16 protein-coding genes and 2 riboswitches are annotated in these 16,405 nt (G+C 69.1%); of the genes, 7 read left to right on the plus strand and 9 right to left on the minus strand.

Annotated elements, in window-relative coordinates:
• Window positions 1–233: 233 nt before the first annotated feature.
• The 3 genes from IEZ21_RS04340 to IEZ21_RS04350 all read right to left on the minus strand — a co-directional run bounded on the left by IEZ21_RS04340 (window position 234) and on the right by IEZ21_RS04350 (window position 2,935).
• Entirely contained in the window at window positions 234–1,022 is a 789-nt protein-coding gene (locus tag IEZ21_RS04340) for an enhanced serine sensitivity protein SseB C-terminal domain-containing protein (protein WP_189320543.1), read from the minus strand.
• A gap of 221 nt (window positions 1,023–1,243) precedes the next feature.
• The gene (locus tag IEZ21_RS04345) at window positions 1,244–2,020 is read right to left on the minus strand and encodes an enhanced serine sensitivity protein SseB (RefSeq protein ID WP_189320544.1); all 777 of its coding nucleotides are present in this window, start codon (window positions 2,018–2,020) and stop codon (window positions 1,244–1,246) included.
• Window positions 2,021–2,239: 219 nt separating this feature from the next.
• The gene (locus IEZ21_RS04350) at window positions 2,240–2,935 is read right to left on the minus strand and encodes an AAA family ATPase (protein ID WP_189320545.1); all 696 of its coding nucleotides are present in this window, start codon (window positions 2,933–2,935) and stop codon (window positions 2,240–2,242) included.
• Between the two features lie 209 nt (window positions 2,936–3,144).
• Window positions 3,145–3,259, plus strand: a riboswitch (glycine riboswitch).
• Window positions 3,260–3,373: riboswitch (glycine riboswitch) on the plus strand. It abuts the riboswitch before it with no gap.
• Window positions 3,374–3,408: 35 nt separating this feature from the next.
• On the opposite strand from IEZ21_RS04350, the gene gcvT reads away from it, so the two are divergent.
• The 4 genes from gcvT (at window position 3,409) to IEZ21_RS04370 (ending at window position 7,821) form a co-directional block, all read left to right on the plus strand.
• Complete coding sequence (gene gcvT, locus IEZ21_RS04355) at window positions 3,409–4,536, plus strand: glycine cleavage system aminomethyltransferase GcvT (RefSeq protein ID WP_189320546.1); 1,128 nt, start codon at window positions 3,409–3,411, stop codon at window positions 4,534–4,536.
• A gap of 154 nt (window positions 4,537–4,690) precedes the next feature.
• Window positions 4,691–5,080 (plus strand): glycine cleavage system protein GcvH, encoded by a 390-nt coding sequence (gene gcvH, locus IEZ21_RS04360; protein WP_033320997.1) that lies wholly within the window; start codon window positions 4,691–4,693, stop codon window positions 5,078–5,080.
• Window positions 5,081–5,094: 14 nt separating this feature from the next.
• Window positions 5,095–6,357, plus strand: a complete 1,263-nt coding sequence (gene glyA / locus IEZ21_RS04365; protein ID WP_189320547.1) for a serine hydroxymethyltransferase — start codon at window positions 5,095–5,097, stop codon at window positions 6,355–6,357.
• A 96-nt stretch (window positions 6,358–6,453) separates the two neighbouring features.
• Window positions 6,454–7,821, plus strand: coding sequence for an L-serine ammonia-lyase (locus IEZ21_RS04370; RefSeq protein WP_189320548.1), 1,368 nt, complete (start codon window positions 6,454–6,456; stop codon window positions 7,819–7,821).
• A gap of 58 nt (window positions 7,822–7,879) precedes the next feature.
• Here the strand turns inward: IEZ21_RS04370 and IEZ21_RS04375 are convergent, their stop codons facing one another.
• Window positions 7,880–8,380 carry an NUDIX domain-containing protein gene (locus tag IEZ21_RS04375; RefSeq protein WP_189320549.1) on the minus strand — a complete coding sequence of 167 codons (501 nt, stop codon included), beginning with the start codon at window positions 8,378–8,380 and terminating at the stop codon, window positions 7,880–7,882.
• Window positions 8,381–8,549: 169 nt separating this feature from the next.
• On the opposite strand from IEZ21_RS04375, the gene IEZ21_RS04380 reads away from it, so the two are divergent.
• Window positions 8,550–9,107: a glycoside hydrolase family 25 protein gene (locus IEZ21_RS04380; protein WP_189320550.1), complete on the plus strand. Its 558-nt coding sequence runs from the start codon at window positions 8,550–8,552 to the stop codon at window positions 9,105–9,107.
• Between the two features lie 80 nt (window positions 9,108–9,187).
• On the opposite strand, the gene IEZ21_RS04385 is transcribed toward IEZ21_RS04380, so the two are convergent.
• The gene (locus IEZ21_RS04385; RefSeq protein ID WP_189320551.1) at window positions 9,188–11,386 is read right to left on the minus strand and encodes an MMPL family transporter; all 2,199 of its coding nucleotides are present in this window, start codon (window positions 11,384–11,386) and stop codon (window positions 9,188–9,190) included.
• A 109-nt stretch (window positions 11,387–11,495) separates the two neighbouring features.
• Between IEZ21_RS04385 and IEZ21_RS04390 the strand changes: the two genes are divergently transcribed.
• Window positions 11,496–12,146, plus strand: a complete 651-nt coding sequence (locus tag IEZ21_RS04390) for a TetR/AcrR family transcriptional regulator (RefSeq protein ID WP_189320552.1) — start codon at window positions 11,496–11,498, stop codon at window positions 12,144–12,146.
• 150 nt (window positions 12,147–12,296) lie between these two features.
• Here the strand turns inward: IEZ21_RS04390 and IEZ21_RS04395 are convergent, their stop codons facing one another.
• Window positions 12,297–12,509 (minus strand): EF-hand domain-containing protein, encoded by a 213-nt coding sequence (locus IEZ21_RS04395; protein WP_033320990.1) that lies wholly within the window; start codon window positions 12,507–12,509, stop codon window positions 12,297–12,299.
• A gap of 150 nt (window positions 12,510–12,659) precedes the next feature.
• Between IEZ21_RS04395 and IEZ21_RS04400 the strand changes: the two genes are divergently transcribed.
• On the plus strand, window positions 12,660–13,298 hold the full coding sequence (locus IEZ21_RS04400) for a GNAT family N-acetyltransferase (RefSeq protein WP_189320553.1): 639 nt from the start codon (window positions 12,660–12,662) through the stop codon (window positions 13,296–13,298).
• 27 nt (window positions 13,299–13,325) lie between these two features.
• Here IEZ21_RS04400 and IEZ21_RS04405 read toward each other — a convergent pair whose 3' ends face one another.
• The 3 genes from IEZ21_RS04405 to IEZ21_RS04415 form a co-directional block, all read right to left on the minus strand.
• The gene (locus IEZ21_RS04405; protein ID WP_189320554.1) at window positions 13,326–13,832 is read right to left on the minus strand and encodes an ATP-binding protein; all 507 of its coding nucleotides are present in this window, start codon (window positions 13,830–13,832) and stop codon (window positions 13,326–13,328) included.
• A gap of 303 nt (window positions 13,833–14,135) precedes the next feature.
• Window positions 14,136–14,903: an enoyl-CoA hydratase/isomerase family protein gene (locus IEZ21_RS04410; RefSeq protein ID WP_189320555.1), complete on the minus strand. Its 768-nt coding sequence runs from the start codon at window positions 14,901–14,903 to the stop codon at window positions 14,136–14,138.
• A gap of 89 nt (window positions 14,904–14,992) precedes the next feature.
• Entirely contained in the window at window positions 14,993–16,243 is a 1,251-nt protein-coding gene (locus IEZ21_RS04415) for a L,D-transpeptidase (protein ID WP_189320556.1), read from the minus strand.
• Window positions 16,244–16,405 lie beyond the last annotated feature (162 nt).

Consider the following 16,405-nt stretch of genomic DNA (forward strand, 5'->3'; position numbering starts at 1 on the left):
GAGGTACGGACGCGGGACAGTTGATGCACAAGGACCACACGCCGCGTTTACCCGCGTAGATCGGGACAATAAACCCGACCCGGATCCGAAGTCGAATCGAGGCCGAACGGCAGGCGAACGGAGGGGATCAGACGGTGTGAGCCCGGGTCAGCCGACCCGAGCAGAGGCCGACGGCGTGTCAGTACGAGCGTGGCAGCACGAGCGCCTCAGCACCAGCGGGTCAGTACGAGAGGTCAGTAAGAATCCGGGTAGCCGTAGCCGCCCGCCACCGGTGCCTGCGCGGGGGCCGCGTGGGCCTCGCGGTCGTAGAACGGGCGCGTCATGGCCCGCATCCACATGGCCACCGGGTCGTACTCGTCGGACATCGCGACGGTCGACACCGGCAGCCCGTCCGGCACGACGCCGATCGACTGCTGCATCATCGCCCGTACCGAGTCCACCGCGGGCGGGCTCGTGTCGTACACATCGAGGCCGATGGCCAGATACGGCGCGCCCAGCGCGGGCTGCACCCAGGCGCGGCGCAGCGAGCGCACGGCGGCGGTGCGGTGCGCGTTCTGCGCGAGGAGGGCGTAGAACTGCGGGAGTTCGATGCTCGGCTCGGCCATCCGGAGCGGTCCTGCGGGCTGCCGCTCCAGGCCGGTGGCGATACGGCGCAGGTCGAGCCAGGGGATGCCGACTCCGCCGCCGGGCGCGTGCGGGTTCAGCCACAGACCGTAGTGGTCGGGGTAGAGGGTGCGGGCCACGTCGAGGCCGTCGACGACTTCGTACGAACGGTTCCAGCCGCTGGCCGAGAGCTCCTGGGCGGAGGTGACGCAGGGCGCGTAGCTGAAGCCCTCCACCTCCATGTTTCCGTACTGGGCGTCCGGTGAGCCGGCCTGGCCGTGCCAGAGCAGCATCCAGATCTGGCCACCGCCGGGGGTCGCGAGCGCCCGCAGGAGCGCCTCGTAGGCGTCGTAACGCCCGGGCGTCACCTGGCGCAGCATGTGCTCGACCTGCCCGGCCGCGATGCCGCTGGCGCTCACCTGTACCGCCCCTTCTTGAAGTTGACTCGGATATGAAACCAGCTTATGCGCTGCGCTGGCTGAACCGATTGGAGCTGGCCTCCGCTGTAAGTGCCGATTCGGGCTCGGGGCTCCATGTCGGTTGCGGGCTGCAGGCTCGTCGTGGCTGGTCGCGCCCACGCGGCGGAGCCGCAAATCGATGCAGCCCCGCGCCCCTGACGGGGCGCCCCCGTCGGGGCGCGCTACAGGTGGCCCGTGTAGAAGGGGCGGACCCGTTCTCGTAGCCAGGTCGTCACCGGGTCCTGGGCTGCTTCCAGGAAGACCAGGTTGACCGGCCAGGGGGCCGGGGCTCGGGTCAGGGCTCGGCCCAGGGCGTCCAGGGGGAGGGTGCGGGCTTCGGGGTCCCAGGAGGTCAGTTCTACGCCTATGAACAGGATCGGGTCTGCCGTTTCGATGGCTGCGAGGCAGCGGCGGGCGGTTCGTACGGCGCCGGTGGCTTCGAACTCGGTCGCGGCGGCCGTCAGGAAGTCCACCGGGTCCTGCTGCCAGTCGGGCTCGAACAGGCGGACCCGGCCGCCGCTCGCGGGGCCGTCCAGCTCGGTGCGTCCGGCGCGGCACAGTTCGGCGACGGCGGGCGGGGGCAGCGGGATGCCGACCGTGCCCTCCGGGTTCACCGCGATGCCCACCTGCGGCGGCAGTCCACGAGCGAACTCGACGGCGGGCGCGATCGTATACGACATGTGGTCGCCGGCGATCTGCCGGAACTGCTGTTCCGAGCTGAAGACCGGGACGTACGCCTGTCCGTCGAGCTCCATCGCAGGCAGGTTCAGCGGGCCGCTGTGCGGGCCGCCGCCGTTCGGCAGCGGCACCCAGAGGAAGCTGCGGCCGAGGATCTCCACGATCCGGGCTCCCGCCGAGGGTCCCGCCGGAGCGCCGAGGGACGCGGCAAGCACCTCCTCCAACTCGTTGCCGGGCCAGCCGACGTGCGGATGGGGGTGCGCCTGTGCCGGAAAGTCCATCTGCCTCTACCACCTGCTCGAAAATCACTGCCGGATACCACCGCCGGGGCAGCGACCGCTGCGACTGAAAACCCTAGCGCCCACCGAAGCGGACTTGCCGAAGTCCGGTGCGTAACCGCGCCCCTACAGGAGGCCGCAGGCCTTCCTGTAGGGGCGCGGGGAACTGCGCGACCAGCCACAACGCACCCGCAGCTTCGAACCGCACTCCGCGCGGAGCGCTTAGTCGTCGAAATCGATCCGCCGCAGCACGTCCGCCGCGGACCGGTCGATGAGGACGGCCGAACCGCAGCCCTCCGGCAGGTCGCCCTTCTCCACGGAGCGCAGCAGCCGGGCGACCGCGGCGCGGTGCCGGGCGAAGGCGTACCGCGAGACGCCACGGCCCCGCTCGCGCTGGCCGTCCAGGGCCGTGTCCGGCGGGACGTCGAGCAGCAGCAGATGCAGCGTGCCGCCGCGGCGCCTGGCCTCACGCGCGATCCAGTTGCGCACCCAGGCCTGGGTGCCGCAGTCGTGCACGACGACGCCCTCGCCGGAGCGCAGGGCGCGGCGCAGGCCCGCGTAGTGCGCGGCCCGTACGAGGGGGCGGTAGACCGCGTACGGCAGAACGCCGGACAGGCGGCGGTCCCAGCGGTCGCGGGTGTCCTGCGAGTCGATGCGGACGCCCGTCACGGCGCGGCGCATCAGGGTCGACTTGCCGCTGCCCGGGAGGCCCGTGACCACGACGAGATCGGCCGCGCCGAAGCGCAGGCCGTGCGGACTGTGTCCCGCGCGCTCCCGTAGATCACGGACGACGGGCGCCGGGAGCGGGCCGCACGCCTCCCTGGCCGGGACAGCCGGGACAGCGGGTTGCTTGGGCAGTGCGACGGCGGCACCCGTCGCGTACGCCGTGGTCCTGTTCACGCTGTTCGTCCTCCCCATCGGGTCGGGAGACCCATCCCCGTCAAGTGTAAAGAGAAGGTAATGCGTGCCCCCTGTCGTTTTCGTTCTCGCCATGCCACAGGCCCGTCACAGATCACTGTGACGGGTCTGTGCCCCCTGTGAAGGCCCCCCACGCCTGTGGAAAGACCCCCCTGCCGTGCCGCACCGATGCGTGCGATGATGTGCGCGCCAACTGCATACCGGCCGCTTGAATCCGCGCGGGAGAGTTCCGGGTACGTGTACACGCAGGTGTACGGGTGTCCGGGCGCCGAAGGAGCAAGTCCCTCCCTTGAATCTCTCAGGCCCCGTTACCGCGCGGGCGAGGCACATCTGAAAAGCGGGCCGCCGACCAGCGGCTCCACCCAAGGTGCAAACCATGACCACCGTCTGTCGGCGGTCACGGCGAACCTCTCAGGTTCCGATGACAGATGGGGAGGAACGACCTCGCCGTCATGCCTTGGGAGCCCTGTCCGATGAGCAGCACCACTCCACGCCGCACAGCCCTCGATGCCCTGCATCGCTCGCTCGGCGCCACCATGACCGACTTCGCCGGCTGGGACATGCCCCTGCGATACGGCTCCGAGCGCGACGAGCACCTCGCCGTACGTACGAAGGCGGGTCTCTTCGACCTCTCCCACATGGGCGAGATCACGGTCACCGGACCGGGGGCCGCCGCACTGCTCGACTACGCGCTGGTCGGGAACATCGGGGGCGTCAAGGTCGGCCGCGCCCGCTACACCATGATCTGCCGCGAGGACGGCGGCATCCTCGACGACCTGATCGTGTACCGGCTCGCGGAGACCGAGTACATGGTCGTGGCCAACGCCTCCAACTCCCAGGTGGTCCTGGACGCCCTGACCGAGCGCGCCGCGGCTCACGGGGGTTTCGACGCCGTCGTACGCGATGACCGTGACGCGTACGCGCTGCTCGCCGTCCAGGGCCCCGAGTCCTCCGGCATCCTCAAGTCGCTCACCGACGCCGACCTCGACGGCCTGAAGTACTACGCAGGCCTGCCCGGCACGGTCGCCGGCGTCCCGGCCCTGATCGCGCGCACCGGCTACACCGGCGAGGACGGCTTCGAGCTGTTCGTCGCCCCGGCCGACGCGGAGAAGCTGTGGCAGGCGCTGACCGACGCGGGATCCTCGGTGGGCCTCGTCCCCTGCGGGCTGTCCTGCCGGGACACGCTGCGCCTGGAGGCGGGCATGCCGCTGTACGGGCACGAGCTGTCGACCTCGCTCACCCCCTTCGACGCGGGGCTCGGCCGGGTCGTGAAGTTCGAGAAGGAGGGCGACTTCGTGGGGCGCGAGGCGCTCACCGAAGCCGCCGCCCGCGCCGAGTCGTCGCCGCCGCGCGTCCTCGTCGGCCTGGTCGCCGAGGGCCGCCGCGTCCCGCGCGCCGGGTACGCGGTCGTCGCCGACGGCAAGGTCGTCGGCGAGGTCACCTCCGGCGCGCCCTCGCCGACCCTCGGCAGGCCGATCGCGATGGCGTACGTCGACGCCGCGCACTCCGCGCCCGGCACGCCCGGTGTCGGCGTGGACATCCGGGGCAGCCACGAGCCGTACGAGGTCGTGGCGTTGCCGTTCTACAAGCGCCAGAAGTAGTCCCGCCGGCGGTTCGGCAGCGCGGCGACGTGACGTACGTTCCCGTGTGCCGTCTCGTATCCGACGTCTCGCATCTGACGTCTCTTGTCCGGCGTCTCGTAACGCAGGACCACCCGTTGATCACCACTCCCCCGCGTACAGGAGAATTCAGGCCATGAGCAACCCCCAGCAGCTGCGCTACAGCAAGGAGCACGAGTGGCTGTCGGTCGCCGAGGACGGCGTATCGACGGTCGGCATCACCGAGTTCGCGGCCAACGCGCTCGGCGACGTCGTGTACGTACAGCTCCCCGAGGTGGGCGACACAGTGACCGCGGGCGAGACCTGCGGCGAGCTGGAGTCGACGAAGTCGGTCAGCGATCTGTATTCGCCGGTCACCGGTGAGGTCACCGAGATCAACCAGGATGTCGTGGACGACCCCGCGCTGGTGAACACCGCTCCGTTCGAGGGCGGTTGGCTGTTCAAGGTACGTATCGCCGAGGAGCCGAAGGACCTGCTCTCCGCGACCGAGTACACCGAATTCTCCGGCTCCGACTCCGCCTCCTGAAGGACTCCTGACTGATGTCGCTTCTGAACCAGCCCCTGCACGAACTCGACCCGGACGTCGCCGCCGCCGTCGACGCCGAGCTGAACCGTCAGCAGTCCACCCTGGAGATGATCGCCTCGGAGAACTTCGCTCCGGTCGCGGTCATGGAGGCCCAGGGCTCGGTCCTCACCAACAAGTACGCCGAGGGCTACCCGGGCCGCCGCTACTACGGCGGCTGTGAGCACGTCGACGTCGTCGAGCGGATCGCCATCGAGCGGATCAAGGAGCTCTTCGGCGCCGAACACGCCAACGTCCAGCCGCACTCGGGCGCCCAGGCCAACGCCGCCGCGATGTTCGCCCTGCTCAAGCCCGGCGACACGATCATGGGCCTGAACCTCGCCCATGGCGGGCACCTGACCCACGGCATGAAGATCAACTTCTCCGGCAAGCTCTACAACGTCGTCGCGTACCACGTGGACGACGCGACCGGCCAGGTCGACATGGCCGAGGTCGAAAAGCTGGCCAAGGAGTCCCAGCCGAAGCTGATCGTGGCCGGCTGGTCCGCGTACCCGCGCCAGCTCGACTTCGCCGCCTTCCGCCGCATCGCGGACGAGGTCGGCGCGTACCTGATGGTCGACATGGCGCACTTCGCGGGCCTGGTCGCGGCGGGCCTGCACCCGAACCCCGTCCCGCACGCGCACGTCGTCACGACCACCACCCACAAGACGCTGGGCGGTCCGCGCGGTGGCGTGATCCTGTCCACGGCCGATCTCGCGAAGAAGATCAACTCGGCCGTCTTCCCCGGTCAGCAGGGCGGTCCCCTGGAGCATGTGATCGCCGCCAAGGCCGTCTCCTTCAAGGTCGCCGCCTCGGAGGAGTTCAAGGAGCGCCAGCAGCGCACCCTGGAGGGCGCGCGGCTCCTCGCCGAGCGCCTGATGCGGGACGACGTCACCTCGGCCGGCGTCTCGGTGCTGTCCGGCGGCACGGACGTACACCTCGTCCTCGTCGACCTGCGCCACTCCGAACTCGACGGCCAGCAGGCCGAGGACCGCCTTCACGAGGTCGGCATCACCGTCAACCGCAACGCCGTCCCGAACGACCCGCGCCCGCCGATGGTGACGTCCGGGCTCAGGATCGGTACGCCCGCCCTCGCCACCCGCGGCTTCACGGCCGAGGACTTCGCCGAGGTCGCGGACATCATCGCCGAGGCGCTGAAGCCCGTCTATGACGCCGAGTCGCTGAAGGCCCGGGTGTCCGCGCTGGCCGACAGGCACCCGCTGTACGCCGGTCTGAAGTAGTTCGTACGCAACGTGCGATTTCCTCCGGGGCACCGCGCACACTGAACCTGTGCGCGGTGCCCCACCCCATGCCCCACCCCGTTGTCAGGAGTCACCGTGGCCATCTCGGTCTTCGACCTTTTCTCGATCGGCATCGGCCCGTCCAGCTCCCACACGGTCGGCCCGATGCGCGCGGCACGGATGTTCGCCCGCCGCCTGAAGAACGAGGGCCTGCTGGCCCCGACGGCCTCGATACGCGCCGAGTTGTACGGCTCCCTTGGCGCGACCGGGCACGGCCACGGAACCCCGAAGGCGGTGCTGCTAGGCCTGGAGGGCGCTTCCCCGCGGACCGTGGACGTCGAGTCGGCGGACGAGCGAGTGGACGCGATCCGCTCCGAAAAGTCCCTGAAACTGCTCGGCAAGCACCGAATCCCCTTCTCCTTCGACGACGACCTGATCCTGCACCGCCGCAAGACGCTGCCGTACCACGCGAACGGCATGACGCTCTGGGCGTACGACGCTTCCGGCGCCGAACTCCTCTCCAAGACGTACTACTCCGTGGGCGGCGGCTTCGTCGTCGACGAGGACGCGGTCGGCGCGGACCGGATCAAGCTCGACGACACGGCGCTCAAGTACCCCTTCCGCACGGGCGACGAGCTGCTGCGCCTGACCCGGGAGACGGGCCTGTCGATCTCCGCGCTGATGCTGGAGAACGAGCGGGCGTGGCGCACGGAGGAGGAGATCCGCGAGGGGCTTCTCGCCATCTGGCGGGTGATGCAGGCCTGCGTCGCACGCGGCATGTCCCGCGAGGGCATCCTGCCCGGCGGCCTGAAGGTCCGCCGCAGGGCCGCCGTCTCCGCTCGCCAACTCCGGGCGGAGGGCGACCCGTTGGCCCACGCGATGGAGTGGATCACGCTCTACGCGATGGCCGTGAACGAGGAGAACGCGGCGGGTGGCCGAGTCGTGACCGCCCCGACCAACGGCGCGGCGGGCATCATCCCGGCAGTCCTGCACTACTACATCAACTTCGTGCCGGGCGCCGACGAGGACGGAGTGGTCCGCTTCCTGCTCGCCGCCGGAGCGATCGGCATGCTCTTCAAGGAGAACGCCTCCATCTCCGGCGCCGAGGTCGGCTGCCAGGGCGAGGTCGGCTCCGCCTGCTCCATGGCGGCGGGCGCATTCGCCGAGGTCCTGGGCGGCTCCCCCGAACAGGTCGAGAACGCCGCCGAGATCGGCATGGAACACAACCTCGGCCTCACCTGCGACCCCGTCGGCGGCCTCGTCCAGATCCCCTGCATCGAACGCAACGGCATGGCCGCGGTGAAGGCGGTCACCGCCGCGAAGATGGCCATGCGCGGCGACGGCTCCCACAAGGTGTCCCTCGACAAGGTCATCAAGACGATGAAGGACACGGGCGCCGACATGAGCGTGAAGTACAAGGAGACGGCTCGGGGTGGGCTGGCTGTGAACATCATCGAGTGCTGAGGGCGCCCGTCCACCGGGCCGTCCACTCACGCAAGGCGCCGCCCCGCGCTGAAGTTCCCTACCTCCAGCCGTCCAGGAACACCTGAGGGCCACCCTTGAGGTAGCTGTGGAGGGCACTTGCGGTGGACTTCACGAACTCGTCGGGGATGGCGTCGACGTCAACCCAGCGGACCTGGGCGTGTTTGCGCGGTTCTCGGTTTTCGGGTTCGCCGGACCATTCTTGGGCGGCGAAAACGACCGTGAGGAAGCCATTGGGGGCTCCGACGCCCCAGGCGCAGTGGATGATGTGGGCGATCTTCAGCGACTCCGGCTTCACGGTGAGGCCGGTCTCCTCGTAGAGCTCGCGTACGGCGGTTTCGGTGATGGGTTCGCCGGGTTCGCTCTTGCCGACGGGGAGGTCCCACATGCCCTGGGCGAACTTGGCGTTCTGGCCGCGCTGGAGGAGGACGACGCGGTTGGTGGCCTTGTCGTGGACGATGACGGCGGCGACCAGCGCGGTCATGGATTCCAGGACGGGCTTGAGCGCCTTGGGCTTGTCATCGGCTGACCTCTGAGCCACGGTTACGTCCCTTCATCGGCAAGTGAGTGGGCAGCTTACGCTTTGCGCCTGCGTTCGACAGAACATCCATGCGAGGGTGGGGCGGCTGAAGTAAGGGAAAAAGCAAGGTAGTTGCGGCTTTCCTGGCCCCCCCCACTTTCCTCTCCCCCACTGCACGGAGGATCCCCCCATGCTGCGCGGCATCGATGTCAGTTCCTACCAGTCGTCCTCGTACAACACCGACGGCCTGTCCTTCGTCTTCGTCAAGGCGACGGAGGGCCGTTCGTACGTCAACCCCAAACTCGGCGCCCAGACGAAGACCGCCCGCGACGCCGGCTGCGTGGTCGGCTTCTACCACTTCCTCTGGCCAGGCAACCTCACGGCCCAGGCCGAGTACTTCGTCAGCAAGGCCCCGGAAAAGGCGGGCGACATCCTCGCGGTGGACTGGGAAACGACGAGTGAGGGCACGCATGCGAGCGATTCGGAGAAGGACCGCTTCATCCGGAAGGTGAAGGAACTGCGGCCCAATCACCGCACCATTCTCTATTGCAACCGGAATTTCTGGTTGAACCACGACAGCACCTCGTACGCGGGTGACGGCCTGTGGATCGCCGACTACGTCACCGCGGGCAAGCCCCGCATCCAGGCCAAGTGGCGCTTCCACCAGTACACGGACGACCCGCTGGACAAGAACGTGGCCGATTTCAGCAGCAAAGCCGCGCTGAAGGAATGGGCCCAGGGTGGCTGAGGCCATCTGAACGTCACGGCACAGGCGCTCGACCGGAAATCCCGGCCGAGCGCCTGCGCCGACTGCGCGCCGCCAGAGGGTCAGACCTTGGCCGGCGTCCGCTCCTCCTCCGCGGGCGCGCCCTCGGTGAGACCCAGCCGTCCGTGCACCGCACGCAGCGGCTTCGGCGCGTACCAGGCCGCACGGCCGAGGAGGCGCATGGCCGCCGGTACCAGTACTCCGCGTACGGCCACCGCGTCGATCAGGATCGCCAGGCCGCTGCCGAGCCCGAACATCTGGATGAAGCTGACCTGGGCCGTGCCGAAGGCGAAGAAACTCACCGCGAGCAGCCCGGCGGCCATGGTCACGATCCGCCCGGTGTGCGAGAGCCCGCTGGTGACGGCGGTCTCCGTGTCGGCGCCCGCGTCGTGCAGCTCCTTGATCCGGCTGGTCACGAAGACCTCGTAGTCCATGGACAGACCGAAGGCGATGCAGAACATGAGCACCGTCATGGAGGTGTCCATCGGCTGTGGCGTGAAGCCGAGCAGAGACGACAGGTGGCCGTCCTGGAAGATCCACACCATCACGCCGATGGCCGCGGTGAGGCTGATGGCGTTGAGGACCAGCGCCCGCAGTGGCTGGACCACGCTGCCGGTGAACAGGAAGAGGATCAGGAATGTGGTGCCCGCCACGAGAGCGATGGCGGCCGGGAGCCGGTCGGCGATCGAGTCCTTGGAGTCGACGAGGCGCGCGTCGGTGCCGCCGACCAGCGTCTCGGTCCCGGCGGGCGGATCCACCGCCCGTACGTCCTTGACCAGGTCCTGGGCCTCGTCCGACTTGGGGGTGAGGCCGGTGACGACCGTGATCCGCTGGGCGTCGGGCCGGCCCAGTGCGGCATTCGCAGGCCCTGGCGGGGTGGCGCGGCCCTCGCTGAATGTGCCGGCGGACGTCTCGACCCGCACGGCGCCGTCGAGCCGCGACAGCTCGGTCGCGTACGAGCGCAGCCCGTCCGCGGCCACCGGCCCGGTCGTGATGATCTGCACCGCTGAGTCGTCGCTGCCCGTGAAGTCGCGCTGCACCGTGGTGGCGACCTGCCGGCTCTGGGCACTCTCCGGCAGCACCCGCTCGTCCGGCGTGCCGAAGGTGACACCGAGCAGTGGACTCGCGGCGAGCAGCAGGATCCCGAGGACCGGGAGTGCGGTCAGTGCGGGCCTGCGCATGACCGTGCGGGCCAGCCTGCCCCAGAAGGGCGCCTCGGCGCTGCGTACGGTCTGCGCCCAGGGCAGGCGGCCGCTGTTGACCCGGTGGCCGAGCACGGCGAGCAGCGCCGGGACGACGAGGAGGGCGCTGACGGCGGCGATGACCACCACGCCGATGCCCGCGTAGGCGAAGGAGCGCAGGAAGAACTGCGGGAAGACCAGCAGGGCGGCGAGTGCGGCGGCGACGGTCGCCGCCGAGAAGACGATGGTCCGCCCGGCCGTCCGTACGGTGTGCCGGAGCGCCTCGGGAACGTCGGCGCCCTCCGCGAGGTGCTCGCGGAACCGGCTGATCATGAGCAGGGCGTAGTCGATACCGAGGCCGAGGCCGAGGGCGGTGGTGAGGTTGATCGAGAACACCGACACGTTGGTGATGCTGCCGAGCACATAGAGCTCGGCGAAGGTGCCGACGATCGCGATCAGCCCGATGACCAGGGGCAGTAGTGCCGCGACGAGGCTGCCGAAGGCGATCACGAGCAGGATGAGGATCAGGGGCACGGCGATCGTCTCGGCCAGGGCGAGGTCCTTGGCGACCTGGGTGGGTACTTCGTCGCCGACCGCGGCCTCTCCGCCGGCCTGCACGGTCAGCCCGTTCCGGTCGCCGGTGTACTCGTCGATGAGCGCCGAGGCGTTGTCGCCCTGCTCGGTGTCGTCGCCCTTGACGTGGGCCAGCACCAGCGCCGCGTCGCCGTCCCGGGAGGTCAGCGTGGCGGCGCCGGTGTCCCAGTACGAGATCACGTTCGCCACGGTGGATTCGTCCTTGAGCTCCGTGGTGAGGGTGCGGCCCGCGCGTTCGGCGGCGGCGGAACCGAGGTCGCCGTCGTCGGCCCGCACCAGCAGGACCAGATTGGTCTCGCCGCCGAACTTCTCGTCGATGAGCTCCTGGGCGTGGGTCGAGGGCGCGTTCGGATCCTCGAAGCCGCCGCCCAGGAGCTTGCCGAACGCCCCGAAGCCGATGGCCCCCATCGCGACCACGGCCACCACGGTCAGTGTCAGTACGAGTCGGCCCCGGTGGAGGGCCAGCTCGGCAATTCGATCGAACACGGTGATCGCCTCCGGATGTTTATGCCGTTAACATAGACGGTGACACAAGATGTTAACGGCGTCAACTTCAGGATTCGGGCAGGATGGCGCCTTCGGGCAGGATGGGGTCATGGGAGCGATCACTGGCGGCAAGTCCCGCTACCACCACGGCGATCTCCGTAACGCGCTGATCGGGGCCGCCGTGGAACTCGCGGCCGAGGGCGGCCCCGAGCGGGTCGTCCTGCGCGAGGCGGCCCGCAGCGTCGGCGTGTCGCCCACCGCCGCGTACCGCCACTTCAGCGGCCAGGGAGATCTCCTCCATGCCGTGAAGGCCCGTGGCCAGCAGGCGCTCGCCGCGTCGATGACCGAGGCCCTGCACGCACTGCCCCGGCTCGACGACCCCGGGGAGGAGGCCGTGCGCAGGGCCAGGGCGATCGGGCGCGGGTACGTACGGTTCGCGATCGAGCACCCGGGGCTCTTCCGCACCGCCTTCTGCCGTACGACCACGGAGGAGCCCGATGCCTTCACCGGCCTCGAGGCCCCCGACGACAGGCCGGAGTTCGCGGCGTTCGTGGAGCTCTCCGACACTCTCGACGCGCTCGTGGCCACGGGCCGGATGCGGCCGGAGAACCGGCCCGCCGCCGAGGTCGCCGCCTGGTCGACCGTCCACGGCCTCTCGCTGCTCATCCTCGACGGGCCCCTCGCCCGCCTGCCCGCCGATCAGCGCGACGCGGTCGTCGAGCGCACCATCACCACGATCGTGGCGGGCCTTGTCCGGTAGGTGTCGTGTCTCAGGGGGTTGGTTCCACCGCGTCGTCGAATGAGCGGGAAGGTGCCGAGCCGTTCCGGGAGTTGACCGATACGGATCGGGCGACGCGCATGACGAAGGGCGCCCTCCGCATCCTGCGGTGGGCGCCCCAAGTTGCTCGACTCACTTGTTCAGGTAGTTCCAGAACTCGTCGAACGAAAGAAGCTTGTCGCCGTTGAGGTCTCGGTCGGCGATCACGGACTCCGCCACGGACTCGGTGACGTTCCAGTCGCCGCCTTGGGCCAGGGCGGTCTTGAACTCGGCGGCGGTGATGAAGCCGTCGCCGTCCGTGTCAATCCGCTGGAACTGCTTACGTGCTTCCTCGATGTCCGCCACCGGGTGCCCCTTCGTGCTGTGTCGCTGTCGACCATGCCTTGCTGTCGGGGGTCAGATTAACTGGCGGGGTGGGAACGGAACGCGGCGACCACCACGGTGGAGGCGGGGCCTTCCAGGGGATGGAGACTGAAGTCGGTGAGAGGGGACCTCATGCCTGAGACTCTGCGGGACATTGTCGACGCCGCCACCCGTGGGGAGTTCCCGCCCGCGGACGGTGGCGTCACCGTTGTGCCGCAGCATGATCGGCGGGACGCGGGCGTCATCGCCTTCACCGCACACTCCGTCGTCTTCACGGACGAGGATCCGGAGTGGGTGCGTGCGCAGTTGCAGTCCCTGGACTGCGACGCCCTCGCGGCGGCCATGAACCCGCGGTTCCTCGCCGCTTTCATGGACCGTACGGGGCGTACGACGGACACCATCGATCTGCTGGCCGTCGCGGCGCCCGTGCCGGGTCCGCCGTCGCTCGCGCTGTCGGAGCTGCGCGACCCCGACCATCCCCGGGTCACCCGCGCCCGCAAGCGGCGTGACGAGGTGCGCGTATGGGCCGTCGACGGTGGCGTACTCGTCCTGGGGCGCGGGGTCGCGGGACGCCTGGAGGCCGCGGTCGAGGTGGAGACGTCCGTACGGCACCGGGGGCTGGGACGTGCGCTGGCCTCGGCGGCACGGCACCTCAGTGCGGGCGAACCCGTCTGGGCGCAGTTGGCGGCCGGGAACGCCCGTAGCGTAAGGGCCTTTCAGGCGGCCGGGTTCCGGCCGGTCGGGGCGGAGGCCCTGCTCGTCGCGCACTGAGCCCGGCGGTCAGCTGTGCGGTGTCCGTCAGCGGTCGGGGGTCACCCGGATCTCGAACCACGTCGTCTTGCCGCGGGGCAGCAGGTCGACGCCCCAGCGGTCGGAGAGTTTGTCGACGAGGTACAGGCCGCGGCCGCTGATGTCCATTTCCTGGACGGGCATGAGGCAGGGGAGGCCGCGGGAGGGGTCGCGGACCTCGATGCGGATCCAGCCGCGGCGGCTGCGCATGCGGAGGCCGAAGACGCGGGCGCCGGTGTGGCGTACGGCGTTGCCGACGAGTTCGGAGACCAGGAGTACGGCGTCCTCGGCGATCTTCGGGGAGAGTCCCCACTCGCGCAGGACGACCACCTGGGTCAGCCGGCGCGCGGTGGCCGCCGACTCTGGGCGGGACGGCAACGGAACCTCGGCCTTCGTCGGGTTGCCGAACAACTCCAGTGCCTTCAGTGCGCGTTCGTCCTCGACTCCGGGTGACCAACGCGCCGCGGTCGCACTCGCGTGCCGCCGCGGCTGTTCCATACCCTCCAGCCCCGCCATGCCCCCATCATGGCCGCCCAGAGCGGCTTTCGGGGCCGTTCCAGGGGAATACGCCCCCGGGAACCCTCCGTTCCAAGCCAGCCGGAAGGCATATGCCACGGGTAGTGTGCGAGGCGTCGCAGGCTGATTGACCTGCGACGACAGTCCAGTCGGGGGCAATCGCCGACGGCCCTCGACCAGGCGACCTCGAGTTCGACTCAAGGCTCGTATTGCGCATACACAAACCGCCCCATCGAGGGACACCGGGGTAAGACGCCACGTCAACTGCCCGTTGATCAGAGCAAGTTGATCAGGGCAAGTTGATCAGAGGAACTTCGCCTTCCCAGGCCCCTCCTCCACAAAGCTCCGCATCCCCCGCTCCCGGTCCTCCGTCGCGAACAGCCCCGCGAACCAGTTGCGTTCCACCGCGAGCCCGGTCTCGAGGTCCGTCTCAAGACCCACGTCCACCGACTCCTTGGCGGCCCGCAGTGCGAGCGCCGGTCCCTGCGCGAGCTTGGCGGCCCACGTGTGCGCCTGCTCGTACACCTCGGCGGCGGGCACGACCCGGTCCACCAGGCCCAGCGTGAGCGCCTCGTCGGCCCTGACCATACGGCCGGTGAAGATGAGGTCCTTGGCACGCGACGGCCCGATCAGCCGGGACAGCCGCTGGGTGCCTCCCGCCCCGGGGATCAACCCGAGCAGGATCTCCGGCTGGCCCAGCTTCGCGTTGTCCGCGGCGATGCGGTAGTCCGCGCACAGCGCCAGCTCGCAGCCCCCGCCCAGCGCGTAACCGGTGACCGCGGCCACCACCGGCTTGGGGATACGGGCCACGGCGGTGAAGGAGTCCTGCAGGGCCCGGGACCGTACGACCATCGCCGTATGGTCCATGGCCTGCATCTCCTTGATGTCCGCGCCCGCCGCGAACACTTTCTCACCGCCGTAGAGGATCACGGCGCGCACGTCCTCGCGACGCGTGGCCTCCTCCGCGAGTTCCTTGAGCCTGTCCTGTGTGGCGACGTCCAGCGCGTTCATGGGCGGACGGTCGAGGCGGATCGTGCCGACACCTTCGGCGACTTCGAGATGCACAGTCATGAGGGAAGGTTAACGGCGACTAACGACAACGGGCCCGGTGTGCTCAGTCACAACACACCGGACCCGTACGGTCTACGAGAGACAGCCGCTCACCACTTGTCCCACGGCATGTTCCAGCCGTTGAGACCGTTGTCCGGGTCGATGATCCGGTCGTTGGAGTTCTTCACGATCACCACGTCGCCGATCATCGAGCGGTCGAAGAACCAGCCCGCCGGACTCGAGGAGCTGCCGCCCTTCAGGTCGCGCAGGCCGATGCAGCCATGGCTGGCGTTGTAGTTGCCGAAGGCGCCGCCGCCCCAGTAGTTGCCGTGGATGAAGGTGCCCGAGGTCGACAGGCGCATGGCGTGCGATACGTCCTTGATGTCGTACTCGCCGCCGTAGCCGACCGTTTCGCCGTTCATACGGGTCATTTCGTGGCGCTCGGTGATGACCATCTGGCCGTTCCAGGTTTCGTAACCCGGCTTGCCCGTGGTGACCGGGATGGTCTTGATGACCTTGCCGTCGCGCTTGACGGTCATCTTCTTGGACTTGACGTCCACGGTGGAGATCTGGCTGCGGCCGATGGTGAACTCCACGGTCTTGGCCTGCTCGCCGTAGACGCCGGGCCGGCCCTTCACGCCGTCGAGGTCGAGGTCGACCGTGACCTTCGTACCGGACTTCCAGTATTTCTCGGGCCGGAAGTCCAGCCGGTCGTTGCCGAACCAGTGGCCCTTGACCTCCACAGCGGGCTCCGTCTTGATACGGATGGCCTTCTCGACGTCCTCGGGGTTGGTGATGCCCCGCGTGAAGTTGATCGAGAAGGGCATTCCGACGCCGACCTTGGAACCGTCCTCGGGTGTGAAGATGCCGACGAAGGTGTTCTTCGGGGTCAGCGTCGTGAAGCTGGACTCTTCGGTCGCCTGGCGGCCCTCGGAGTCCTTGGCCGTGGCCTGAACCTTGTACTTCGTGTCGGACGCCAGGTGGTGCGTGGGCGTCCAACTCGCCCCGCCGTCAGTGATGTCGCCCGCTACCGCCTTGCCCTTCGCATCCTCGACAGTGACCTTGGTCAGTTTGCCCTTGGCCGCGGATATCTTCAGGGCGCCGCTGGTGTCCACGTCGTCGGCGCCGTCCTTGGGCGCTATGGTCACGACGGCCTGTGAGGTCTTGGTCTCGGCCTGGTCAGAGCCGCCCTTGCCGTTCTTGTCGCCGCTGGAGCCCGAGTCGGGCTCCCCTCCGCCGCCGCACGCCGTCACGGCGATCAGCAGCACGCCGAGTATCAGCGCCAGAAGCCCCGTACGCCCTGTACGTCCGTGCCCCCGTGCGCCAACCGACGCCCCCGATATCGGTCGCCCGTTGTTCAACTTGCTTCTCCCCTCGCACGGCCCGTCAACCGGGCCCGCACTCCTGCGCGTCGCACGCGCGCACCGCGCCAATCAACCATATGACCAGCAGCGGTGGCTCCTCGTAATTGTCACTTTTCAGTCGCAAGTTCAGCTGAAAGCGATCTCGTGTTCACGTCCCTC

The sequence above is a fragment of the Streptomyces flaveus genome (assembly GCF_014647675.1).
Classification (GTDB): domain Bacteria; phylum Actinomycetota; class Actinomycetes; order Streptomycetales; family Streptomycetaceae; genus Streptomyces; species Streptomyces flaveus.